Source organism: Neisseria montereyensis (assembly GCF_024834045.1).
GTDB lineage: Bacteria > Pseudomonadota > Gammaproteobacteria > Burkholderiales > Neisseriaceae > Neisseria > Neisseria montereyensis.
Genome location: NZ_JANUXW010000005.1, coordinates 110,781 through 136,170, shown reverse-complemented (window position 1 = coordinate 136,170; position 25,390 = coordinate 110,781). Strand labels below are relative to the sequence as shown.

Sequence of the window (25,390 nt, the reverse complement as noted above, 5' to 3'; positions counted from 1 at the left end):
GTCGGCGGTAATCGGATTAACGGTGATGCTAGGCGTCGCGATATCGGTATCAACTTGATAAGCATGTTTAGCCGTAGCTTGTGTTTGATTGCCTGCACCATCGGCCGTCTGAACGCTGACACCGATTTCACTTTGAGCGGCCAATACCGAACCATCAATATTGGCTGAGAATTCACCGTTTTGAACAGTCGTGTTATAGGTATTATTGCCCACCGTTAAGGTAACCGCATCACCGGTTTGGGCATTGGCTACCGTACCGGAAACCGCTACCTGACTTTGTGATTCTTGGGCATTAATCACATTGTCGGCGGTAATCGGATTAACGGTGATGCTAGGCGTCGCGATATCGGTATCAACTTGATAAGCATGTTTAGCCGTAGCTTGTGTTTGATTGCCTGCACCATCGGCCGTCTGAACGCTGACACCGATTGCATTTTGAGCGGCCAATACCGAACCTTCAATATTGGCTGAGAATCCACCGTTTTGAACGGTAGTGTTATAGGTTTTATCGCCAACGGTTAAGGTCACCGCATCGCCGGTTTGAGCATTGGCTACCGTACCGGAAACCGCTACCTGACTTTGTGATTCTTGGGCATTAATCACATTGTCGGCGGTAATCGGATTAACCGTAATACTTGGCGTAGCAATATCGGTATCTACCTGATAAGCATGTTGAGCAGTAGCCTGAGTTTGATTACCTGCACTATCGGCCGTCTGAACGCTAACACCGATTTCATTTTGAGCGGCCAATACCGAGCCATCAATATTGGCTGAGAATCCACCGTTTTGAACGGTCGTGTTATAGGTATTCCCACCAACCGTTAAGGTAACCGCATCACCCGTTTGCGCATTGGCAACCGTTCCGGAAACGGTAACCGTTCCCTGCGACTCTTGGGCATTAATTACATTATCGGCGGTAATTGGATTGACGGTAATGCTTGGTATGGCAATATCGGTATCGACTTGATAGGTATGTTTAGCCGTAGCCTGAGTTTGATTACCCGCACTATCGGCCGTCTGAACATTAACGCCGATTTCATTTTGGTTCGCCAATACCGAACCCGGAACATCGGCTGAGAATCCACCGTTTTGAACGGTCGTGTTATAGGTATTCCCACCAACCGTTAAGGTAACCGCATCGCCTGTTTGGGCATTGGTTACCGTACCGGAAACCGCTACCTGACTTTGTGACTCTTGGGCATTAATCACATTATCAGCAGTAATCGGATTAACGGTAATGCTTGGCGTCGCGATTTCAGTATCAACCGTATATTGATATACCGTGCTTTCACTATGGACTCGACCCGAAGCATCGGTTACCTCCACCACAACAGTGATGTTTTGCTCACCTTGAACACCGGCTAATGCGATACCGTCAATATTTGCTGACCAACTATTATCTTTAACTTCAGCCGGATAGGTTTTATCACCAATAACTAGAGAAATGCTTTTTTCTGTAATCTCACCTTCAGTTTGTACCGTACCTGAAAAAGTAACCATACCATTACTTTCCTGACGGTTAATTACACCATCCTCTGCTACGGGATTAACTGCTATGCCGATATGAATCGGATCTGCTACCGGGGGCTTGATTTCTTCAGTTTGTTGCGTTTCCTCAGCCGGTTGTTCTGTTTTGTTTGTTTCCTGTTTCGGTTCTTCGTTTGGTTGTTCTGCCGCATCATTTTGTTGTTGCCCTATATCCGATGAAGAGCCACCTCCCCCATGTGATGCAGCTGCCACACCGGCAACAGCTACCGCTGCCGCTGCGCCCCACAACGGCGCGGCACTGCTCCAAGTTGTAATACCCACTTCTTCGGCAACCGGCATAGACAATTGTTGTAATGATGCCTCATCGGCCGCAGTGGCCAAAGTTGACTGCATATCATGAAGATAACCGCTATTTTGTATCGGATACTGATGACGGTAATCTTTTAGAACTAAATCAGGCATGCCTTCTTGCAGGCCGTCTGAATATATTTGTAAATCGTCTCCTACCCATTCCATAGTAGGTTGCTCGATAAGCTGACCGTTTTCATCTAATAACTGATAAAAAGTATCCGGTTGCGCCTGCAATACAATGGTTTCCCCTTCTTTGAGCAGAATGGTTTCCTGCTGCCCGTTATGCAAAATGTGCAAAGTATAGTTATTCATAATTACCCGTTAAAAAATGTAATGATTAAGACCTGTATTCAGTACTTTTAGAAAACAAAATATTACATTTATTCATTATAACTATATTTTATTTACCGTAACAAACTTTATGATAAAAAATAAAACAATACTGTTGGCAATATTACTAACCCCTATCATTTCTGATATTTACAGCTTACGAATGACTTGGCCATACTATAAAACTGTATCGAAAAACATCGAAAATCGATTCATTTTTTTATCTTTCAATCTGATGTTATTGAGATTTTTCGCGTATTAGAATAATATTAGTTGTTGAGCACAAAATGTAAAACCAACAACCACACACAATCGGATAAATGGAGAACCACTGCTATGGCTCACCTATCTAAATATGCATCTTTGAATATCAGTTTGATTCAGGCCCGTGAAGCATTAATGACGCAATTTCGTCCTATACTGCACGAATCGGGGCTTACCGACCAACAATGGCGGATTATCCGCTTATTGGCGGAAAACGGTACTTTAGATTTCCAAGATTTAGCCAACCAAGCCTGTATTCTACGACCCAGCCTTACCGGTATTTTGACCCGCTTGGAAAAATCCGGAATATTGGTACGACTCAAGCCTTCTAACGACCATAGGCGTGTCTACTTGAAACTAACCGAAGAAGGCGAGCGGCTTTATCAATGCTTGGGCGAACAGGTAGACCAACGTTACGACCGTATCGAAACCGTATTTTCCCAAGAAAAAATACAGCAGTTGCAAATGCTTCTTGGAGAGCTCTCTCATCTCGGCCAAATGCTCGATAAATCATAAAAGCGACAATATGACCGAAAACCAACCAGATCCCTCATTACAACAATCTTTTCGTGATGCTATGGCTTCATGTGCTGCCGGCGTGCACGTTATCACAACCGACGGCGAAGCCGGGCGTTATGGCATTACTATGACCGCCGTTACACCGGTTACCGACCAACCGCCAACGGTGATGTTGTGCATCAATCAGAAGTCATCCATTATTCCGATACTTTCCGCCAACCAATACCTATGCATCAATGTATTATCGGCACAACAGCAGGATGTTGCGGAACATTTCGCCGGCATCACCAAACTTTCCCCGGAAGAACGTTTTGAATACCATATTTGGCATCGCGGTCAAACCGGTCAATTACAAGTAGAAGGTGCCCTTGCCCATTTACACGGTAAAGTGATCGAACGGCATCAAGTCGGCACGCATTATGTATTTTATGTCGATATTATCGAAATTAAGGATTCTCATTCGTCCGAACCGGCTTTGGTTTACTTCCGCCGCCATTTCGCAAACTTAGCATAAATAGCGGTATAACCGCTTTACAATGCTTACCTTAAGAAACCGCCGCAATAAAGGCCGTCTGAAAATCTAGATACCCTGATTTTCAGACGGCCTTATTCATAATTTACAATACGCTATGACTTTATTTCTTTCAGACGGCCTATGGTCAACCGCTCCAATCCGGCCAAATCGGGTAACGTTACCACTTCGGCAAATCCATTGTCGCTAAATAAATAACGCACCGCATCGCCCTGATTATAGCCATGCTCCACCATCAACCACCCGCCGGCTTTTAAATAAACACCCGCTTTCTCAGCCAGCACACGGAAAGCACTTAGGCCGTCTGAAAAATCGGTTAATGCATTTTGCGGCTCGAAGCGCAAATCACCCTGCCGCAAATGGTCATCTTCCGCTTCGATATAAGGCGGGTTGGAAACAATCACATCATAACCATGTTGTTCAGACGGCCTATCCACATCAAACCAAGAACCGCAAGCAAACTCAACTTCGGCGCCCAGTTTGGCAGCATTCGCTTTAGCCGTATCTAACGCGGCAGGGCTGATATCGGACGCACGCACAAACACATCAGGCCGTTCCAATGCAATGGTAACGGCAATAATGCCGCTGCCCGTACCCATATCCCACACTTTGCCATTCTGCGGCAAATGCCGTAAAACAGCCTCAACCAGATGTTCGGTTTCAGGTCGCGGAATCAATACATTCGGATTCACCGCAAACATGCGCCCGTAAAATTCCCGTTCCCCTAAAAGGTAGGCCATGGGTTCACCACGAAGCCGGCGTTCTGCCAAATGATTCAATGACGCCAAAACACTTTCAGGCAAAATATCTTCCGCGCAAGTAATCTGTCGGGCACGGGTATAACCGCCCGCATGCTGCAACAGCATTCGCGCTTCGGATTTAGGCAAAGAACAGGCTTGTAGCCAATCGGCAAGGGTTTGCGGCATTTCAGACGGCCTTAGCAAAAAGCAGCATTATACGGTAAATCAACCAGCATCATTTCATCACACCATAAACCTACCTTATCCCAAACCGGCAATAAACGGCGGCAATTCAGATAAATCATCCAATATCGCCAAACAGTTCTCTTGCCGCAACTGTTCCACTGAATGCGCGCCGGTAGATACCGCAATCGCACGGACACCGGCATTGGCCGCCATTTGCAAATCATGCACCGTATCGCCGACCACAACCGCTTCCGCCTTATCCACCCCCAGCTCATCACACAAGCGCAACACCATATCCGGTGCAGGTTTGGAAAGGCTCTCATCGGCACATATCGTAGCCAGCCAGAAATCTGCCGTTTGCGTTTGTTTAATGGCTTTATCCAGCCCCGCCCTACCTTTACCTGTCGCCACTGCCAACCAATAACCTTGCGCCCGAAGTGTTTGTAAGCATGGAATGGCACTATCAAACAATTTCATATTGTGGTTATTCGGATTGAGATAATGGCGGGTATAGACTTGGGCAATTTTTTCTTGTAAATCTAAATCGGCCTCTGGCGCAAGGCGGCGGATCATAGTGGACAAATTAAAACCGATTAATGCGCGAACAGTTTCCGCTTTAGGTTCGGGCAATCCGCATTCGATAAACGTTTGTTGCATCGTGGTAATAATCGGTACAGTGGTATCGGCCAAAGTGCCGTCCCAATCGAAAATAATGAGTCGGGGAAGCATAGCGGTTTTCTTTTCTGAAATATTAAACAATCCGTCCGGCAACTTGGGAAATTGCCAACATAGCAATAAAAACAACCTAGATCAGTATTATATAGTGAAAAAAGCCAACGATAACAACGCAAAAACCCGATAATAATATTGATTATCCAATCAAAAGCAAACTGTTTTAACCCTCTATTGGTGATGGCCATACAGAATAAACAGGTAGCCCCGCCTCAAGCATGAAACACCTGATTTTCAGACGGCCTATTTACTCCCTACCCTTGGTCAAGCCGTTGGAAACGGTGTAGAATACGCCCCGTTTCCAACTCAAAGCCTGATTAACAACAGGCATACGCTATGGACGATCCCAGTTTATTACCGCCACAGCAAACCTTTACCATTTAATCATCCCGCCTGAATACTGCGCCCCGCAATACAGGTGGGCGGAGTATTTATGAGCATCGAGCAAGAAACCCCGACGCAAAGCGACATCGAGCGCCTGCCACTTGATATCGAGCGCATTCACGAGCTTTCCGAAGCCCTACTGCCCGTTTTTGAACAAATAGAACAAGGGCAGCAGATTGAAGATGAAACGCTCAATGCCAAACTGGTCGAATTAATCAATATTCTGCAAGAACTGCACCCTGCCGATGTGGCCGCAGTGCTGGAATCATTGCCGCCGAAAGAGCGGGCATTGGTGTGGCATCTGGTTTCACCCGAAGAAGACGGCGAAGTGTTGCTGGAAGTATCCGACGCCGTTCGTGAAACCCTGATTGAATCGATGAACAAGGATGAGCTCCTTGCCGCGGTAGACGATTTGGATGCCGACGAACTGGTCGAACTGGCCGGCGACCTGCCGCATCAAGTGGTTTACGAAGCCCTACAAACCCGTGATCCCGACGAGCGCGCCAAAATTCAGGCGGCTATGTCGTATGAAGACGACCAAGTCGGCGCGATTATGGATTTTGAGTTTATCAGCATCCGAGCCGATGTTGCCTGCGAAGTGGTGCTGCGTTACCTGCGTCGTTTCGACAATCTACCCGACCATACCGATAAAATCTTCGTGGTTGACCAATATGATGTTTTACAAGGCGTATTGCCTATCCGCAAACTGTTGGTGGCCGATCCCGAAGAACTGGTGGCCGATGTAATGGCCACCGATGTGGTCCGCTTCCGGCCGGAAGAAAACGTTGAAGAGGCGGCGCAAGCATTCGAACGTTACGACTTGATTACCGCGCCGGTGGTAAACGCCGATAAAAAGCTGATCGGCCGCATTACCATTGATGAAATGGTAGACGTTATCCGTGAAGAAACCGAAGCCGATATGTTAAATATGGCTGGTTTGCAAGAAGAAGAAGACTTGTTCGCCCCGGTTTGGGACTCGGTGAAAAACCGCTGGATGTGGCTAGCCGTTAATCTTTGTACCGCCTTTATCGCCAGCCGTGTGATCGGCGCTTTTGAAGGCAGTATCGAAAAAATCGTCGCCCTCGCCGCTTTAATGCCGATTGTGGCCGGTATCGGTGGCAACTCCGGCAACCAAACCATTACCATGATTGTGCGTGCCATGGCGATGGGGCAGCTTTCCGGCCTGCAAGCCGGGCGTTTGTTGAAAAAAGAAGTCGGCGTGGCTTTGGTGAACGGCTTGGTATGGGGTACGGTGATGGGGGTTGTTTCTTGGATACTGTATGGCAATATCGGTATCGGGCTGGTGATGGTGGCCGCTATGACGCTGAATCTCTTACTGGCCGCCACCGTCGGCGTGCTGATTCCCGTGCTGATGGATAAAGCGGGGCGGGACCCTGCTCTAGGCAGTTCGGTGCTGATTACCGCGGTAACCGATTCGGGCGGTTTCCTGATTTTCTTGGGATTGGCCACTTTATTCTTAATATAGTTCTATAAACGAAAAACAATCGTTTACGTTTAAGCATAGGCCGTCTGAAAGATAACTTTTCAGACGGCCTATGCTTAATATTACTCAACAAAAACGGATAATCACTTATCTTCCGGCAGCATGCGCGGCTTGCCATGCGGCATCCAAACGCTGCCCTGCCGCTTGCAACGTGCTGTCGGCCTGTGCTTTTTTGGCCGTTTCTTCCTGCAATTCCTGCTGCATCCTAGCGATATCGGCCTGAGCCTGCTGAATACGCGCCTGTGCCGCAGCAATATCGGTTTGCAGGGCGGCAACACGTCCGCTTGTGCCGCTCTGTGCCCTTAAAGCCGCACGGTAAGCCGCTTGTGCACTGTATAGTTCGTCGGTAACACTGTCTGCTAAAACAAAAGGGCTGGACAACAATAAAACCAAAGCCATTATTTTTTTCATGTTTCATCCTTTCGGTTAGGTGCCGTTTCAAACAACTTTTAAGCAGCCGTAGCAGCTAATGGTTGTATATCATGGTCTGTCTGGGCATTCTGTATGGCCGTATAACACGGTTCGAGTTGGCCCGCAATCAGGCTGATCTGTTGCCATAATATATTATTTTGACGGTCGTCTTGTACCAATGTTTGTAAATGTGCCAGTTGGTTTTGTGTTTCATTCAAAGCCGTCTGAAAATCTGCTACCGAATAAAGCGCAATGTTTTCCAGTATATCGGCAACTTTATCGGCTGTACTGTAAAACTCTGCCGTAAAACCGGAATCATCGCTATTTGCCATCTTGTTGCGGTAGGCACCGAGTGCGGAAATATAGCCGATAAGGGCATAGCTGATTTTCAATAGATTAAAGCCATCTTGTAACTTATCACCATATATACGCGGCTGGCTGCTCATATCCGAAACCGTACTACTCAAAGCGGCGGCGGCTTCATGTGCTTTACGGCGGGAAATACGGTAGTTCATATCGTCCGAGCTGCCGTTTTGGAATTGGCTGATAATATGATGCAGGTAATTGCCATTACTGCTGATGGATTTGGCACCGGTTCGGTTGAGGGTTAAATAACGCCAATCCGGCCATAAATAAGTCACGGCCGCCCACGCAATCACACTACCGATGGCGGTATCAATCAAGCGCGCCCAGATTAAGTCGACCACATCCAAGCCGGCCAACGACATAGAAGTTAGGGCCTGCACGGTAATAAAGAATGTCGAGAAGCTGAATTTATTGGTACGGAAGAAAAAGAATAAGGTTGACGATGCCAATACAATCCATAATTTGGTTTCAATCGAAGGCGTGAAATACGGCACCAACGAACCCACCAACACCCCCACAACCGTACCGCCGATACGTTGGTTAATACGGCTTTTGGTTACGGAATAGTTCGGCTGACACGCCAGCAACACGGTCAACAATACCCAGTAACCGTCGAAATATTGAAAAATCTCGATAACCGAACAGGTTAAAAACATCACAATCGACAAGCGTACGGCATGGCGGAATACGGCAGATTCAAAATTTAACTGGCTGCGGATGGTACGGACAGCATCACGCAAGCTGCGGGTTTCCGTTGCCGCAATACCGATTTTTTCACTGGCAGTGTCTTCTTCTTGGCTTTCCAGATGGCTGAGCTGATAATCCACACCAAACAGGTTTTCCAATAATCTTTGAATGGCATGTACTTCTCTGCCCTGATATTGTTCGGAATACAGTTTCAACGACAGGCGGCAACCTTGAACGGCACGCGCTAAACGTTCGCTGTATTGATAAGATGTGTCGTTACGCAAACACTCGGCAATATCGCGGCAGGCCTGCCCCTGCAATTCAAGCAAACGGCCGATACGGAAAATCAAATCGGTATTTTTCAAGCGGTCGGACAAATCGCGGTAGTCGACGTGTACGGAGCTGATACGCTCGTGAATATCCTGTGCGGCAAAATAATAATGCAGCATCCGCAATGTGCGCGGATGGCGGTGCTGCCCGCGCATACGGTGAAACAGCGCCGTACGGCAGCGGTTGAACGTTTCGATAATGGCGGTATTTCTCATGGCCAATTCGATTTGGCGTTTTTCCAAATAATCGGCCTCATCCGGATCAAAAAAAGCCGCTTTGGCATCCAAATAGTTGGCCAAAGCAGAATACGCGGCAGCCATGCCGTCTTGAACCGGACGATTCGGAAAGATGATGTAGAAAACCAAGGTAATAACGCTACACAACAGCGTACCGCTTAAAATATACAACGGATTTACAAACCATGCCGTATCCGGATGATGAAGCAGTGTCGTATAGGTTGCCACCATCAATGCACCAAATGCGAACGTGCGGTAGCTTAAGCCGACAACACCTAATAATGTCGATATAAAGGTGAGCAGCGTCATCACAAAAATAAACAGCAACCCCGTGCCGTACGCCATCTGTGCCGCCAGCGATGATATCGAAAACAATACCATCGTAATCACAATATTTTTCAGACGGCCTGAAATACGGTTATCCATATCGACTACGGCGCCGGCAATAATACCTAAAATAAGCGGCGTGGTAATAGACGGATTTTTTAAATACCATACCAGCGATAAGGCACAAAGCAGTGTTAGGAAAACCGGTATCGTGGAAACTATTCTGGAATCTATGGCAGGGGTTCGCATTTTTATCAAATTTAAAATAATTAAACCGCAATTGTATAGCAAAAAAACATCGCGGTTCTAGTTTATAGTGTATTGCTTAATAAGCAACATTCACGCTGCATTATCAATAGGCCGTCTGAAATACGCCTATATCATAGCCATAAAGGGCGGATACCATTTTCCGCCCTAAACTATTCTGTTTTCAATTTGCTACATTTCAACCGGATCGACATCCACCGACCATCTGATTTTATGGTCGCGGTATTGCTGCAATACCTGCAGCCACAAACCGACAGCATGATGCAGGGCTTTGCGCGAAACCGACTCTAAAAAGATTTGCGCCCGTTCGCGCTCGGCAAGCCGTACCATCAACATCGGTGCCGGCCCGAATACGGATACTTCAGACGGCATCAGCGGCGCCACCACTGCCTGAATATCTTGTAAAAACTGCAAGGCATCGCCGATATTCAAGGCATCGGCACGGATGGCCGTCTGAAAACCGAACGGCGGCATGGCAAACAGGCGGCGCTCGGCCAATTCGTTTTCGGCAAACATACGGTAATCCTGCGCTTTAACCGCGGCAAACACCGGATGCTCCGGCAATCGGGTTTGAATCAACACCCTGCCCGCCGTATCCGAACGCCCCGCCCGACCGGAAACCTGCATCAGTTCGGCAAACAATTTTTCAGGGGCGCGAAAGTCGGCGCTGTATAAACTGCCGTCGGCATTCAACACAATCACCAAATTCAAACGGGCGAAATCATGCCCTTTCGACAACATCTGCGTACCGACCAAAATATCGACTTCATCGGCGGCAATACGGCGGTATAAATCCGCCCAATCGTTTTGATGGGCAGTGCTGTCGCGGTCGACACGAACCACCGACGCCTGCGGCAGCCAAGCGCGTAGCGTTTCTTCAATACGCTGGGTACCCTGCCCGACTGCGGTTAAATCCTGATTGCCGCATTCGGGGCAGGCATAAGGAACGGGCTGCCTGAAATCGCAATGATGACAGCGCAATTGGCGGGCGCGTTGGTGCAATACCATTTTGGCCGAACAGCGCGGGCAGCCGAAAGTATGCCCGCATTCGCCGCAAAACAAAGCAGGCGCAAAGCCGCGGCGGTTGAGATACACCAACGACATCCCACCCTGTTGGTAATTGGTTTGCAGCAGCTTCAATGCCTGCGGTGAAAAGCCGTTCTCCAGTTTCAGACGGCCTATCGGCAATATATCGACCTGCGGCAGCTGCGCCGCCGTATGTGCGCGCTCGGTGAGCGTTTGCAAACGGTATGCCCCGCTTTGTGCTTTGTGCCAGCTTTCCAAACTTGGCGTGGCGCTGCCCAACACAATTGGGCAGTTTTCCTGCTTGGCGCGCCAAATCGCCAAATCGCGTGCCTGATAGCGCAATTCGTTGTCTTGTTTGAACGAACCGTCGTGTTCCTCATCCACCACCACCAACCCCAAATCAGGCAGCGGCGTAAACACCGCCAAACGCGTACCGATAATCAGCTTGGCCTGCCCCAGCATGGCGCGTAAATAATCCTGCGTGCGCCGTCCCGATGCGGTCTGGCTATGTAAAACCGCAGTCGGCACCCCGCCAAACCGCGCTTGCACCCGTTTTAAAAGCTGGGGAGTCAGATTGATTTCGGGCAATAAAAACAACACCTGTTTGCCCGCCGCCAGTACTTTGGCCGCAATATCGAAATACACTTCGGTTTTGCCACTGCCGGTAATGCCGTACAGTAAAAAAGGCGTAAAGCTGCCAAAGGCCGTCTGAACCGCTTCTGAAGCGGCTTGCTGCTCTGCATTTAAACGGTGTTCAGACGGCTTAATCAGGGGCATATCGGCTGCGTTTGCCTGTATCCAACCCTCTGCCGCCCACGATTCGAGCAACTTCGGGGCTTGAGCATGAATTTTTTTCAAAGCTGCCAAACTTTGGCCGTCTGAAAGCAAGGCCTGCCAAAGCGCATATTGCTTATGAAACCGTTGCGGCGGCGGAGTCTGCTCTCTGCCTGCCTGACTCAATGAATAAAACAGCGGCGGCTGCGGAATGGCAACGGGCTTCGGCTCTTTCAAGCCCAACGGCAATGCCGCCGATACCGCCTGCCCGAGCGGATAATGATAGTAACGCGCGGTAAAAGCCAACAACGCCATCCAGTTGTCCGGCAACAACGGTTCGTCGGTAAAGGCCGTCTGAATAGGTAGGATTTTGGCTGTATCGATATCGGGCGTGATACCGCTTGCCCACACAATCCCCACCACTTTTTTATTACGGAAAGACACAACCACCCGACAACCTTGCGGTAGTGCCGTCGGGTGCGCATAAGTGAAGAGGCCGTCTGAAATCGGAACATTCAGGGCGATGTGATGGTAAATCATGCCGATATTATAACGCGGTTGCCAATAAAACAGAGGCCGTCTGAAACGTTTCAGACGGCCTGTTGATATCAGCTTAATAAGCAGAATTATTTATTAATATTTATTTGTTCAGATTTTCTTCATATTTGTAAGGTTGTTTTAGCTTATCTGTTTTACGGACTTCTTTACGGGCTTCATCATATTGCTTTTGTTTCGCATCATCTTGTTGCTGACATGCAATAAGCATTAAGCCACTGAACAATATAAACATTAAATTTTTCATTCAAAAATAATCCTTTAAGAAATAATTGCACCATCTAAAATTGGTGAGATTTTTCTAAGTATACCTGTTGAATAAACTTATTTCTAGCCAGTATCTCAATCTAACAACTCTTTAAGTTATACACGGCGGCGGTTTGCTTCAGCCAATAATGCCAGCAATGCTTCGGTTTGATCCCAACCGATACAGGCATCGGTGATGCTTTGGCCGTAGACTTCGGGTTTATCCTGACGCCCTTCTACCAGATGGCTTTCCACCATCACGCCCATAATATTATTTTCACCGTCGCGGATTTGCTGCGCCACATCTTCGGCCACTTCCATTTGGCGTCGGTAATCTTTACGGCTGTTAGCATGGCTGAAATCAACCATCAACTTAGGCGTTACCCCCGATTTAACCAACTGCTCGGCCGCTTCTTTCACATGCTTGCTGCTGTAATTCGGTTCTTTACCGCCACGCAAAATCACATGGCAGTCGGGGTTGCCGGCGGTATGCACAATGGCGGAATGGCCGGATTTGGTTACCGATAAAAAGTGGTGCGGATGGCTGGCCGCGCCGATGGCATCAATGGCGATTTTCAAATTGCCGTCGGTGCCGTTTTTAAAACCGACAGGGCAAGACAAACCGCTGGCCAACTCGCGGTGCACCTGGCTTTCCGTTGTACGCGCACCGATGGCACCCCATGAAATCAGGTCGGCATAGTATTGCGGCGTAATCATATCGAGAAACTCGGTAGAAGCGGGCATGCCCATTTCATTGAGCGCCAACAATAATTTACGCGCCTGCCGTAAGCCGAAATTAATATCGAACGTACCGTCAAGGTGCGGGTCGTTAATCAAGCCTTTCCAACCGACGGTGGTACGCGGTTTTTCAAAATAAACCCGCATCACAATCAATAACTCTTCGGCATATTTTTCACGCAACGGCATCATACGTTGCGCATATTCCAGCGCGGCTTTCGGATCATGAATGGAACAGGGGCCGATAATCACCAATAGGCGGTTGTCTTTTCCATGTACCAAATCAGAGATTTCATGCCGAGTGCGGTATACCAAATCCGATACTTTTTCAGTAATCGGCAATTCGTATAAATGGGCAATCGGCGGCAGCAATTCTTTGACTTCTTTGATTTTGACATCATCGGTTTGGTGGCGTGGTATCATGATTGTTCTTTTCTATTTAAAATATTATGACTATAAAGATTAACGCTTCGTGCATACTATGGCAAGACTGAAAGTTTATTTTTAGCTATTTTATTGTGTAAATCTATTGTTTTTAATTTTTTGAGAATTATAATTTTTAGTTTTAAAAAATATTGATATTATATTTCAAACAAGAAACAACAAATCAAACTGGGCCGCATAACCATGATGTAGCTATTTGTTGTACCATGACGAACTTAATAATCAGTAAAGTGGTCACATATACCTACTCTATGAAAATAATGGTTCAAAATAAACCGTCCCATACCCAATAACATTTAACTTTATCTTTTATCCGACTCATACTGAAACATGAATAAACCCGACCGTCGCACTGCTTTGCTTGCTCTTCACACCCATCAAGCCGATATTGCCCCGCTGCATATGCGCCATTTGTTTGAAACAGATAATGGCCGCTTTGAAAACATGCACGAAACGCTACACGGGCTGCTATTGGATTACAGTAAAAACCGTATTACCGAAGAAACACTGAATTTATTATGCGATTTAGCAGAAGCCGCCGGTGTGGCCCAACAAGCGCAAGCCATGCGCAGCGGTGCCAAAATCAATCTCAGCGAAAACCGTGCCGTATTGCACACCGCCCTACGCCTGCCTGCCGATGCCGAACCGGTCTATGTGGACGGTAAAAATGTATTACCCAAAATCCATCATGAGCTGGAACGTGCTTTAGCCTTTGCCGACAACCTCATCAACGGCCACTATCAAGGCGCAACCGGCAAACGTATTACCGATTTTGTTCATATCGGTATCGGCGGTTCCGATTTGGGCCCGCAAGTGGTCGTACAGGCATTGCAGCCGTTTCAGCAAAACATACGCGTACACTTTGTTTCCAACTCGGATGATGCCGCCATCGCCCAAACTTTGGCAGACTTAGATGCCGAAACCACCATTTTCTGCGTCGCCAGCAAATCGTTCCGTACCCCTGAAACCCTGCTCAATGCCCGTGCTGCGCGTAACTGGTTTTTAGCACAAGGTATGTCGGAATCCGCCGTCGGCCATCATTTCATCGCCATTTCTTCTTCCGTAGAAACAGCATGTGATTTCGGTATTGCCGAAGAAAATATCTTTGCCATGTTTGAATGGGTCGGCGGACGCTATTCAGTATGGTCGGTCATCGGCCTGCCGGTCATGGTAGCCATCGGCAGTGCGAATTTCCGGCAGTTTTTAAACGGCGCCCATGCGATGGACGAGCATTTTTTCCATACCGATTTCCGCCACAATATGCCCGTGCTACTGGCTCTGCTTGGTGTTTGGTATGGCAATTTTTTCGGTGCGCAAGGCCATGCCGTCGTGCCTTACAGCTACAATTTGCGCCGTTTCCCCAGCTATTTGAAACAACTGGATATGGAAAGCAACGGCAAATGCCGTACCCTGCAAGGCGATGAAATTGACTACCACACCGGCGGTATTGTATTCGGTGAGGCGGGCGTAGACTGCCAACACGCTTTTTTCCAATTACTGCATCAGGGCACGCGCCTGATTCCGGCCGACTTCATTATCCCGATGAGCAGCCCTTATAACGTTGGCGAACAACACCGCTTTACCGTCGCCAATGCCTTCGCCCAAACCGAAGCCCTGATGCGCGGTAAAACCTTAGCAGAAGCCCGTTCCGAATTAGACTATCTGCCCGAAGCGGAACGAGATGCCCTTGCACCCCACAAAACCTTTCCCGGCAACCGCCCCTGCAACAGCATCTTATTAGATGAACTTAATCCGTTTAACTTAGGCATGCTTGCCGCCATGTATGAGCATAAAGTTTTTGTGCAAGGGGTGATTTGGGATATCAATTCCTTCGACCAATGGGGTGTGGAATACGGTAAAGTATTGGCCAAAACCATTGGGCCGGAATTAGCGCAACCGCAACCGCTACATCACGACTCTTCAACCAACGGCTTAATTGAATATTATTACCGCTGTACGCAACCCTTAACCGGGCAAAAAAAACCAAGCTAAACATTATGGTTTTATTAAAACAAGGCCGTCTGAAAAAAATATTCAGACGGCCTTAAGATTAAAAAGATATGGATAGCAATGATTAAATCCGCATCGGCATCACAATATATTTAAAGTCCGGATTATTTGGAATGGTGAACAGGGTTGAACGGTTGCTGTCGCCAAAAGCCAACTGCATATCGTCCGAATGTACATTGCGCAAGACATCCATCAGGTAGCCGATATTGAATCCGACTTCCAATTCTTCGCCCTGATAGGCAATTTCGATTTCTTCCCGTGCTTCTTCCTGTTCGTTATTGCTACACACGACACTCAATAAACCGGGACGCAACAGCAGGCGGGCGCCGCGGAATTTTTCATTGGCCAAAATCGCGGCACGTTCTAAAGCACCCAGCAGTTGGGTTCTGCCAATCAGGAAGATTTTATCGTTATCCAACGGAATCACACGGTTAAAGTCGGGGAATTTTCCGTCTACCACTTTGCTCACAATCACGGTATCGTTGCAACGGAAACGAACCTGATTATTCAACAATTCGATGGTAATCGGGTCGGACGGATGATTTAAGAGTTTAAACAGTTCCAACACGGTTTTGCGCGGTAGAATGATTTCGGTTTTCGGCAAATCGGCATCAATGGTTGTGCATGAATAAGCCAAGCGGTGTCCGTCGGTGGCGACTAAACGCAGCTGATCGCCCTCCACCTGCATCAATAAGCCGTTGAGATAGTAGCGGATATCTTGCACTGCCATGCTGTATTGCACTTGCGACAGCATATTTTTAAATGCTTCCTGCGGCAGCGAAAAGGCGGCACTTACATTATCACCCACGCTCATCAGCGGAAAATCTTCCGCCGGCAGGGTTTGCAAGCCGAAACGGGATTTTCCGGCTTTCAAGGTAAGGCGGTTTTGCGCCCAATCCAAAGCCACCAAAGAACCCTCCGGCAAAGCGCGCAGAATATCCTGTAATTTTTTGGCATTGGTGGTGATGCGGAAATCTTCGGCTTCGCTATGCGGGCCGGCGGTATTAATCTGAATTTCCAAGTCGGTCGCCAAAATATTGGTTTGTCCGTGCACGTTTTCGAGCAATACGTTAGACAAAATCGGCAAGGTATGACGACGTTCAACGATACCGGTAACGGTTTGCAGCGGTTTGAGCAAAGTGTCTCGTTCGGCTTGTAAAATCAACATGTTTATCCCTTCGGATTGATTAATTCTGAATAATAATCAAAAGTTTTTCGTAATCTTGTGCGATTTCCGAGTCTTCTTCCCGCAATTTGGTTACGGCTTTCACACCGTGCATCACCGTGGTGTGATCCCGCCCGCCGAAAGCATCGCCGATAGACGGCAGGCTGAGATTGGTTAACTCTTTGGTTAAGCTCATGGCAATCTGGCGCGGGCGTGCAATATTACGGGTACGTTTCTTACCCACTATATCACTGATTTTAATGCGGTAATATTTAGCAGTCGCCTCAATAATCAACTCGGCGGTAATCACTTTATAAGAGCTGGCGACAATATCCTGTAAGGCTGTCCGCGCTAAGTCGATATCAATGGGTTTCTTTAAAAACCGGCTACTGGCGCTGACTCGGTTAAAGGCACCTTCTAATTCGCGAACGTTGGAACGGATAAGGTTGGCAATAAAAAACGCGGCATCCTCGTTTAAATCCACTCCGGCCGTTTCGGCTTTCTTCTGCAAAATCGCCACCCGCATTTCCAATTCGGGCGGCTCCAATTCTAAGGTCAGCCCCCATGAAAAGCGGGATTTCAGGCGGGCATCCATGTCTTCGATTTTGGTCGGCAACACATCACACGTCAGAATAAGCTGCTTTTTCTTATTGTGAAAATGGTTATACAAATAGAAGAATTCTTCCATTGTACGGTCTTTGCCTTTAATAAACTGAATATCGTCGATAATCAATAAGTCATATTGCTTATATTGTTGCTTGAATACGTCATAACTATTGGTACGCACGGCATTCATAAAACTGCGGATGTAATCATCGGAATGCATATAGCGCACTTTGGCATCCGGCTTGTTTTTCAGCAACTCATTGCCAATGGCCTGCACCAAGTGGGTTTTGCCCAAGCCGGTGCTGCCGTACAAGAAAAACGGATTATAACCTTGGCCGGGATTCTCTGCGATAGATTGGGCGGCAGCAGCGGCAATACGGTTCCCCTTACCCTCAACCAAGGTTTCAAAAGTATAGTCGGGCGACAGATTGGATTGGGTATATTGCGGTGTTTCCGAACCTTTAGTAGCAGCTGGTTGCAAATGTTCGACGGTATCTTTTTTCTGCTTGGCGGTTTTAGTATGTGCAGCTGCCGATTTTTTCGGTTTATCCTGATCATGTGGCAACTGCTTCAGGCGTTCCGCCAAGATATCGCGGGCACTTTTTTTCGGTATGGCACCCGACGGCATGGCACCATTATCGGCTGTTTTGATTTCAGCCGGTGCTTCTGTTGTTTCAGACGGCATGGTTGCCGCTTTCGCATCTTGACTAGCTAAAGCCGCTTTATCCGAGCCGTCTGAAACGGTTCGTACCTGCGCATTCTCTATTTCGGCATCTGCTTTCGCCGCCATTTCATAGCGTTCGCCCAAACCCGCTTTAAAAACCAATACAGGTGCCGTTGGTGCCAGTTCGGTGCGTACCGCCTCAATAGCACCGGCAAAACGGCTGTTCAACATATTCATGGCAAACTGATTTTTAGCATAAACCACCCATACGCCATTTTCTTCGCCCACCGTCAACGGCGCAATCCAAGTTTGGTATTGCTGCGGCGGTAGGGTATCGTGTAGTCGGCGCAGGCACTGCGGCCAAAAATCTGCTAGCTTCATAGAAGTTGCCTAGATTGTTGCGGTTGGGGGGGGATATGGGTATCACTAAAGGTCATTTGACAACATACATGATGGTCAAAAGGCCGTCTGAAAAGTTAAATTCGGCACAAACAGGTTTAAAACGAACCAAACTGTTTTCAGACGGCCTACCGTATCTTTTATACTTATGTCGTATCATCGACAAGGCACGGCGGATTATACCGAAAATTATCCACAGCCGCCATGTATTAAACAACTATTTCATGGAAATATTTGTGGATATCTTTTCTCAGCCATCTTTAGGTTAATAGCATGATTTTCTTTAAAATAAGTACATCACGATCTAACAGTGAACGATTTTGCAACGCATCTACCACACGTTGCTTCAATCAAAGCCGACATACCCCAAAAGTGCCGACATCACATTATTTCTACCGACCGGCACTTACCCAACCACTTATTTCTTTTACCGCAACCTGCTTTTTCCATTGACAAAAGCCAATAATTGCTGTGTAATTTACAGTTTAATTTTCTGATAAAACTTAGGAAACAGACATGAAACGCACTTATCAACCTTCAGTGACCAAACGCAAACGCACCCACGGCTTCTTGGTACGCTCTAAAACCCGTGGCGGCCGCGCCGTTTTGGCCGCACGCCGTGCCAAAGGCCGCAAACGTTTGGGCGTATAAGTTGAAACAAGGTTTCGCCAAGCGTTACCGCTTATTAAAAACGGATGAATATTCATCCGTTTTTGCGTTTAAAAAACAGCGCGGCACCGCATTGCTACAAGTGTTTTTTCTGCCTGAAAACGGCTTAAATCATGCCCGACTGGGTTTGGTTGTCAGCAAAAAAACAGCCAAACGTGCCAACAAACGCAATTATATGAAGCGTTTCATACGCGAATGGTTCCGCTGCCACAAAGAATATTTACCTGATTATGATTTTATCGTCAGGGTACGCAAACCGTTTACCCGTGAAGACGCTGCCGAAATCCGCAAACAACTTGTACAGTTAACACGGAAGCCTTAAAAACATGGCCGCAAAGATTCTATTGGCACTGGTCCGCTTTTACCAATATGCCATTAGCCCGCTCATCCCGCCACGCTGCCGCTACACACCCACATGCTCGCAATATACCGTAGAAGCCATCAAAAAATACGGTGCGCTAAAAGGTGGTTGGCTGGCATTAAAACGTATCGCACGTTGCCACCCTTGGGGCGGTTCCGGACACGATCCCGTGCCTTAAACACACCGCATACAACAGGCAATCATATAGGCCGGCGTTAAATTCAGACAGATTTTCCAATATGTTTGTAAGCAATCGCCCACATTTATCTATATAATGCCGTCTGAAATCAATCCTGAATGCACCCGAAAGTAACACGGAAACCATACCGGCACACTTAATATATTACGGGGCATTGACGACTAAAAAGGTTTATACCTTCCGTACCATTAGGAATATTCTATGGATTTTAAAAGATTAATGATCTTCTTTGCCATCGCCGCAGCGATTTTGTTCGGCTGGCAACAAATGTTTCCCACACCTCAACCAACACCTGCACAGCAGCAGGCCGCGCAGGAAACGGCGACAGGTGCTCCGACAACGGCTTCTGCAACCACACCACTAACCCCTACCGTTCCGGTTACCGTCACCACCGACTTGATAAAAGCCGTGATTGATGAAAGAAGCGGCGACCTGCGCGACCTGACCTTGCTGAAATACAATTCCAGCAGCGATGAGACCAAAGATTTCGTTTTGTTGAATGACGATCAAAATCATACCTATGTCGCCCAATCCCAACTATTGGATGCCGAAGGCCGCAACCTGCTGAAAGACGTTACGTTCACCACGCCGCAAAAACAATATACGTTAAACGGTGATAAGGTTGAAGTGCGTTTAAGCGCCCCCGAAACCGCCGGCTTGAAAATCGACAAAGTCTATACATTCACCAAAGACAGCTACCTGATTAATATACGTTACGACGTAACCAACAGCAGCGGCCAACCGGTAAAACTGGATGCGGTTTACAGTTTGCTGCGCGACAGTAACAAACCGGAAGGCGAAGGCTATTTTAACCATACCTATACCGGCCCGGTGGTTTACACCCCTTCTGGCGACTTTGAAAAAGTACCGTTCGACGACTTGGACGACGACTTCCAATCCGGCAAAGACGAAGCCGAATATGTCCGCCGTACCAATAGCGGTTGGGTAGGCATGATTCAGCACTATTTTATGTCGACTTGGATTTTACAGCCCAAAGACGGCCAAAGTGTTTGCGAAACAGGCAACTGTCAGATCGACTTAAAACGCCGTGGCGACAACTTATACTCCGCTTCCGTACGCGTACCGATGGCGACCGTTCAAAACGGTAGCACCGCCGATTTCGCCATGAATCTGTATGCCGGCCCGCAAACCACCGACATTATCAGCAACGTTGCCGACAACCTGCAATTAGCCAAAGACTATGGCAAAGTACATATTTTCTCTTCACCGTTGTTTTGGCTGCTGAACAAACTGCACGATATCGTCGGCAACTGGGGTTGGGCGATTGTATTGCTCACCATTATTGTGAAAGCCGTACTCTATCCGCTTACTAATGCCTCTTACCGTTCAATGGCGAAAATGCGTGCCGTTTCTCCACGCTTACAAGCCTTGAAAGAGAAATATGGCGACGACCGCATGGCCATGCAACAAGCCATGATGCAAATGTATAAAGAAGAAAAAATCAACCCTCTGGGCGGCTGTTTGCCCATGCTGTTGCAAATCCCCGTATTTATCGGTTTGTATTGGGCGATTTTCTCTTCCGTAGAATTGCGTCAAGCACCTTGGTTCGGCTGGATTACCGATTTAAGCCGTCCGGATCCGCTATTTATCCTGCCGATTATTATGGCCATCACCATGTTTATCCAAACCCATCTGAATCCGCCTCCTGCCGACCCTATGCAGGCGAAGATGATGAAGATCATGCCGATTATCTTTTCTATCATGTTCTTCTTCTTCCCTGCCGGTTTGGTGATTTACTGGGTAGTCAACAATACGCTAACCATTCTGCAGCAATGGCACATTAACCGCAGCATTGCGAAACAGCGTGCCGCAGGTGAAGTAATATCATAAAATCGGATTAAACCAATCCAAGCCGTCTGAACCCTAGAACCTGATATTCAGGCCTCAGCGGAACAGGCGGCTTTTTTATTTGACAGGCCGTCTGAAAGGATTTCAGACGGCCTCAACCCTATGTAACCATGCTACAAAAACGCTGAAAACAGCGAGAAAATAAGGTATAATATGATGATTATTTTGCCGTTTGGACACAATACCACCTATTAAAGTTACAAACGACACAGCCTACTTTAAAATCAGTAAGAAAAGACCCAACAATATGACCCAGCAGCAAGAAGAATACGGTGCCGACAGCATTCAGGTACTAGAAGGTTTGGATGCAGTACGCAAACGCCCCGGTATGTATATCGGCGACACACAGGACGGTTCCGGCCTGCATCATATGGTTTTCGAAGTTTTAGACAACGCCATCGACGAAGCACTGGCCGGCTATTGCGATCAAATCACCGTCGCCATCAATGCCGACAATTCCATCACCATCGAAGACAACGGCCGCGGCATCCCCACCGGCATCCATCCTAAAGAAGGGCGCTCTGCTGCCGAAGTCATTATGACCATTCTCCATGCCGGCGGTAAGTTCGATAGCAACAGCTATAAAATTTCAGGCGGCCTGCATGGCGTGGGTGTATCGGTGGTTAATGCCCTATCCGACTGGTTGCGCCTCACCATCTACCGTGACGGCAAAGAGCATTTTGTCGAATTCAGACGCGGTGTTGCGGTCGAACCGTTAAAAGTAATTGGCGACGCCCCTGAAGGCCGCACCGGCACCAAAGTACAATTTTTAGCCAGCGAAGAAACATTCGGCGTGGTGGAATACCATTTCGATATCCTTGCCAAACGTATCCGCGAATTATCGTTTTTGAACAACGGTGTCGGCATTAAATTAATGGATTTACGCGACGGCAAAGAAGAAGATTTCGCTTTTTCAGGCGGTGTAGCCGGCTTCGTTCAATATATGAACCGCAAGAAAAACCCATTGCACGAAAAAGTTTTCTATGCTTTAGGCGAGCGCGACGGCATGAGCGTCGAGTGCGCTATGCAGTGGAACGACAGCTACCAAGAGTCGGTTCAGTGTTTCACCAATAATATTCCCCAGCGCGACGGCGGTACGCACCTGACCGCCCTTCGCCAAGTGATGACGCGCACCATCAACCAATATATCGAGTCTAATGAAATCGCCAAGAAAGCCAAAGTGGATACCAGCGGCGACGATATGCGCGAAGGTTTAACCTGCGTGTTATCGGTTAAACTGCCCGATCCGAAATTCTCTTCACAAACCAAAGATAAACTGGTTTCCAGCGAAATCGGACCGGTTGTAAACGAAGTTATCAATCAGGCATTAACCGAATTTTTGGAAGAAAACCCCACCGAAGCCAAAACCATCTGCGGCAAAATCGTTGATGCCGCACGCGCACGCGAAGCTGCCCGTAAAGCACGCGAAATCACCCGCCGCAAAGGGGTAATGGACGGCTTGGGATTGCCGGGCAAATTAGCCGACTGCCAAGAAAAAGACCCTGCATTATCCGAGCTTTATCTTGTCGAGGGTGATTCTGCGGGCGGTTCCGCCAAACAAGGGCGCGACCGTAAATTCCAAGCCATTTTGCCGCTTAAAGGTAAAATTTTGAACGTGGAAAAAGCCCGCTTTGAAAAAATGCTGGCCAGCCAAGAAGTCGCCACCTTGATTACCGCCTTAGGCGCCGGTATCGGCAAAGAAGAATTCAATCCGGAAAAACTGCGCTACCACCGCATCATTATTATGACCGATGCCGACGTAGACGGTGCCCACATCCGCACCCTACTGCTGACCTTTTTCTACCGCCAAATGCCGGAACTGGTAGAACGCGGCTATATCTACATCGCCCAACCGCCACTCTATAAAGCCAAACACGGCAAGCAGGAACGCTACCTGAAAGACGAATTGGAAAAAGACCAATGGTTACTCGGCCTAGCTTTAGATAAAGCCAAAATCGTTTCAGACGGCCGCACCGTAGAAGGCGAAGAGTTGGCAAAAGTTGCCAAACAATTCCTGTCAGCCAGAAATGTTGTGAGCCAAGAAAGCCGTATTATCGACGATTTGGTACTCAAAGCCATGATGTATGCCGAACCGGTAGATTTATCATCGGCGGAAACTACCGATAAAGCCATTGCATCCTTAAATAGTTTGCTAGATACCGCCGAAGTTGCTTTGGAGCGTATTGATGGCCACGAAGGCGGCCACTTCATTAAAATCACCCGCAAACTGCATGGTAATGTTATGGTCAACTATATCGAGCCCAAGTTTCTCGGCAGCAAAGCTTATCAGACCTTACAGCAAACCGCAGCCATGCTGAATGGCCTAATCGGCGAGCATGCCAAACTGTATAAAGGTGAAAACGAGTTTGAGGTTGGCAGCTTTGAAGAAGCTTTGGATATTTTAATGGGTATCGCCCAAAAAGGTATGTCTATCCAACGCTACAAAGGCTTGGGCGAGATGAACCCCGAACAACTATGGGAAACCACCATGGACCCTGCCGTGCGCCGTTTACTTAAAGTTCGCATAGAAGATGCCATTGCCGCCGATGAAGTCTTTATGACCTTAATGGGTGACGAAGTCGAACCGCGCCGCGCCTTTATTGAAAATAATGCATTGGTTGCCCAAAATATTGACGTTTAAAGATATATCGCATGCAGCAGGCCGTCTGAAAACAATTCAGACGGCCTGCTTATGACTCATCACTGAATATTCACTCATCACTCAATACTTCCAATATATTGGTTTTCAGACGGCCCAAACTCAAAAAGTACCAATAGAGTAGCATGTATTTACTATACTAAAATCATTTATTTACGTTACAATAATCACGTTTACACCATAGCGACACTGCACCGATGAAATGCCCTTTCTGCCACCACCCCAATACCCAAGTTACCGACTCACGGTTATTGGAAGAAACCAACAGCATCCGCCGACGCCGACGCTGCCTTTCTTGTGGTCAACGTTTCAGCACTTTTGAAACCATAGAAATGCGGATGCCGCAAATTATTAAAAGCACCGGCGCCCGTGTCGCCTTTAATCCGCACAAATTACGCACCAGCTTGGAACGCGCACTACACAAACGCCCTATTGATGCGGAAACCATAGACGACACCGTTGCCTTAATCGAACAACGCCTCTACCAGCTTGGTCATAAAGAAGTGTCTTCACAATTGGTCGGTGAAATGGCTATGGAAGAGTTGGCGAAAATCGACCAAGTGGCCTATGTACGCTTTGCTTCAGTTTATAAAAGCTTTAATGATGTTTCCGAGTTTACCCAAGCTATTGCCACTTTACCCAAAGCCACTAATAAAGATTAAACCGTTTCGTACAAAATGTTATACGACAACCCGCACGCCATTGAAATTTGATATACTTGGCACGAACGATTACAACACATACGGAATCTAATTCAATGAAAATGAAATTATCTACTTTTACCCTAATTGCTGCCGCAGCCTTTAGTTTGGCAGCCTGTAGCCAACAAGCAGAAACCTCTGTTCCTGCCGACGCCGTACAAGAAACCGCTTCTGCCGATGCTGAAAACAGCGTACAAACCCTAACCAGTAGCGACGGTAAAATCAACATTGTGATTCAAAACGGCAATTTTGAGGATATCTCTCACGATCCGGCCACTTTACCTGACGGCATCACCGAAGAAGAACTGACACTGCTCCAACACGATGCCGGCCGAAATATTTCCATTTATGTTGCCAACCTCGGCACACCGAAAACCGATGCCAAAAGCTATTTTAATAATTTGAAAACCGCACTGGAATCTACCGAAGGGCTCAGCGAAGTCCAAACCGGTGCCGCCACCGACACCCGTATGAACTACCGTTTTGTCCAAAACAACGATGCGGGCGATATGCTGCGCGAAAACTGCATATCCATTTACGAAACCAATCTCTACAATGTGTGTGCCAGCAGCACATCCGCCCCGCAAGAAGAATTGGCCGGTGTATTGAAAGAAGTGAATCTGGTTAATTAATCCGATTAAATATTTATCT

21 protein-coding genes are annotated in these 25,390 nt (G+C 47.6%); 11 read left to right on the top strand and 10 right to left on the bottom strand.

Annotated elements, in window-relative coordinates:
* On the bottom strand, nucleotides 1-2,151 hold a 2,151-nt coding region (locus tag NXS09_RS07200), incomplete at its 3' end, for an Ig-like domain-containing protein (protein WP_259291876.1).
* A 354-nt stretch (nucleotides 2,152-2,505) separates the two neighbouring features.
* On the opposite strand from NXS09_RS07200, the gene hpaR reads away from it, so the two are divergent.
* Complete coding sequence (hpaR, locus tag NXS09_RS07195; protein ID WP_259291875.1) at nucleotides 2,506-2,949, top strand: homoprotocatechuate degradation operon regulator HpaR; 444 nt, start codon at nucleotides 2,506-2,508, stop codon at nucleotides 2,947-2,949.
* A 10-nt stretch (nucleotides 2,950-2,959) separates the two neighbouring features.
* A complete protein-coding gene (hpaC, locus tag NXS09_RS07190; RefSeq protein ID WP_259291874.1) occupies nucleotides 2,960-3,466 on the top strand; it encodes a 4-hydroxyphenylacetate 3-monooxygenase, reductase component in 507 nt (168 codons plus the stop codon).
* 113 nt (nucleotides 3,467-3,579) lie between these two features.
* Here the strand turns inward: hpaC and prmC are convergent, their stop codons facing one another.
* Both prmC and NXS09_RS07180 read right to left on the bottom strand, forming a co-directional pair.
* Nucleotides 3,580-4,410, bottom strand: a complete 831-nt coding sequence (gene prmC, locus NXS09_RS07185) for a peptide chain release factor N(5)-glutamine methyltransferase (protein ID WP_259291873.1) — start codon at nucleotides 4,408-4,410, stop codon at nucleotides 3,580-3,582.
* Nucleotides 4,411-4,485: 75 nt separating this feature from the next.
* Nucleotides 4,486-5,139, bottom strand: a complete 654-nt coding sequence (locus NXS09_RS07180; protein ID WP_259291872.1) for an HAD-IIIA family hydrolase — start codon at nucleotides 5,137-5,139, stop codon at nucleotides 4,486-4,488.
* 436 nt (nucleotides 5,140-5,575) lie between these two features.
* Between NXS09_RS07180 and mgtE the strand changes: the two genes are divergently transcribed.
* Entirely contained in the window at nucleotides 5,576-7,012 is a 1,437-nt protein-coding gene (mgtE, locus tag NXS09_RS07175; RefSeq protein WP_259291871.1) for a magnesium transporter, read from the top strand.
* Nucleotides 7,013-7,117: 105 nt separating this feature from the next.
* On the opposite strand, the gene NXS09_RS07170 is transcribed toward mgtE, so the two are convergent.
* The 5 genes from NXS09_RS07170 to aroG all read right to left on the bottom strand — a co-directional run bounded on the left by NXS09_RS07170 (nucleotide 7,118) and on the right by aroG (nucleotide 13,416).
* Nucleotides 7,118-7,441, bottom strand: a complete 324-nt coding sequence (locus NXS09_RS07170) for a hypothetical protein (RefSeq protein WP_259291870.1) — start codon at nucleotides 7,439-7,441, stop codon at nucleotides 7,118-7,120.
* 38 nt (nucleotides 7,442-7,479) lie between these two features.
* Nucleotides 7,480-9,636: a YccS family putative transporter gene (gene yccS / locus NXS09_RS07165; RefSeq protein ID WP_259291869.1), complete on the bottom strand. Its 2,157-nt coding sequence runs from the start codon at nucleotides 9,634-9,636 to the stop codon at nucleotides 7,480-7,482.
* A 189-nt stretch (nucleotides 9,637-9,825) separates the two neighbouring features.
* Nucleotides 9,826-11,994 (bottom strand): primosomal protein N', encoded by a 2,169-nt coding sequence (locus NXS09_RS07160; protein ID WP_259291868.1) that lies wholly within the window; start codon nucleotides 11,992-11,994, stop codon nucleotides 9,826-9,828.
* A 100-nt stretch (nucleotides 11,995-12,094) separates the two neighbouring features.
* Nucleotides 12,095-12,256, bottom strand: a complete 162-nt coding sequence (locus tag NXS09_RS07155; RefSeq protein WP_259291867.1) for a hypothetical protein — start codon at nucleotides 12,254-12,256, stop codon at nucleotides 12,095-12,097.
* Nucleotides 12,257-12,372: 116 nt separating this feature from the next.
* A complete protein-coding gene (aroG, locus tag NXS09_RS07150) occupies nucleotides 12,373-13,416 on the bottom strand; it encodes a 3-deoxy-7-phosphoheptulonate synthase AroG (RefSeq protein WP_259291866.1) in 1,044 nt (347 codons plus the stop codon).
* A 351-nt stretch (nucleotides 13,417-13,767) separates the two neighbouring features.
* On the opposite strand from aroG, the gene pgi reads away from it, so the two are divergent.
* Complete coding sequence (pgi, locus tag NXS09_RS07145; RefSeq protein ID WP_259291865.1) at nucleotides 13,768-15,429, top strand: glucose-6-phosphate isomerase; 1,662 nt, start codon at nucleotides 13,768-13,770, stop codon at nucleotides 15,427-15,429.
* A gap of 82 nt (nucleotides 15,430-15,511) precedes the next feature.
* Here pgi and dnaN read toward each other — a convergent pair whose 3' ends face one another.
* Nucleotides 15,512-16,615: a DNA polymerase III subunit beta gene (gene dnaN / locus NXS09_RS07140; protein ID WP_259291864.1), complete on the bottom strand. Its 1,104-nt coding sequence runs from the start codon at nucleotides 16,613-16,615 to the stop codon at nucleotides 15,512-15,514.
* 19 nt (nucleotides 16,616-16,634) lie between these two features.
* Nucleotides 16,635-18,263: a chromosomal replication initiator protein DnaA gene (dnaA, locus tag NXS09_RS07135; RefSeq protein ID WP_259291863.1), complete on the bottom strand. Its 1,629-nt coding sequence runs from the start codon at nucleotides 18,261-18,263 to the stop codon at nucleotides 16,635-16,637.
* Between the two features lie 534 nt (nucleotides 18,264-18,797).
* Between dnaA and rpmH the strand changes: the two genes are divergently transcribed.
* From rpmH to NXS09_RS07100, 7 genes are all read left to right on the top strand, one after another.
* Entirely contained in the window at nucleotides 18,798-18,932 is a 135-nt protein-coding gene (gene rpmH / locus NXS09_RS07130) for a 50S ribosomal protein L34 (RefSeq protein WP_259291862.1), read from the top strand.
* Between the two features lies 1 nt (nucleotide 18,933).
* A complete protein-coding gene (rnpA, locus tag NXS09_RS07125) occupies nucleotides 18,934-19,272 on the top strand; it encodes a ribonuclease P protein component (RefSeq protein WP_259291861.1) in 339 nt (112 codons plus the stop codon).
* A gap of 4 nt (nucleotides 19,273-19,276) precedes the next feature.
* On the top strand, nucleotides 19,277-19,489 hold the full coding sequence (yidD, locus tag NXS09_RS07120; RefSeq protein WP_259291860.1) for a membrane protein insertion efficiency factor YidD: 213 nt from the start codon (nucleotides 19,277-19,279) through the stop codon (nucleotides 19,487-19,489).
* Between the two features lie 222 nt (nucleotides 19,490-19,711).
* Entirely contained in the window at nucleotides 19,712-21,361 is a 1,650-nt protein-coding gene (gene yidC, locus NXS09_RS07115; RefSeq protein ID WP_259291859.1) for a membrane protein insertase YidC, read from the top strand.
* Nucleotides 21,362-21,626: 265 nt separating this feature from the next.
* A complete protein-coding gene (gyrB, locus tag NXS09_RS07110; RefSeq protein WP_259291858.1) occupies nucleotides 21,627-24,020 on the top strand; it encodes a DNA topoisomerase (ATP-hydrolyzing) subunit B in 2,394 nt (797 codons plus the stop codon).
* A gap of 215 nt (nucleotides 24,021-24,235) precedes the next feature.
* Complete coding sequence (nrdR, locus tag NXS09_RS07105) at nucleotides 24,236-24,700, top strand: transcriptional regulator NrdR (protein WP_259291857.1); 465 nt, start codon at nucleotides 24,236-24,238, stop codon at nucleotides 24,698-24,700.
* Nucleotides 24,701-24,795: 95 nt separating this feature from the next.
* Nucleotides 24,796-25,371, top strand: coding sequence for a cytochrome C (locus tag NXS09_RS07100; protein ID WP_259291856.1), 576 nt, complete (start codon nucleotides 24,796-24,798; stop codon nucleotides 25,369-25,371).
* Nucleotides 25,372-25,390 lie beyond the last annotated feature (19 nt).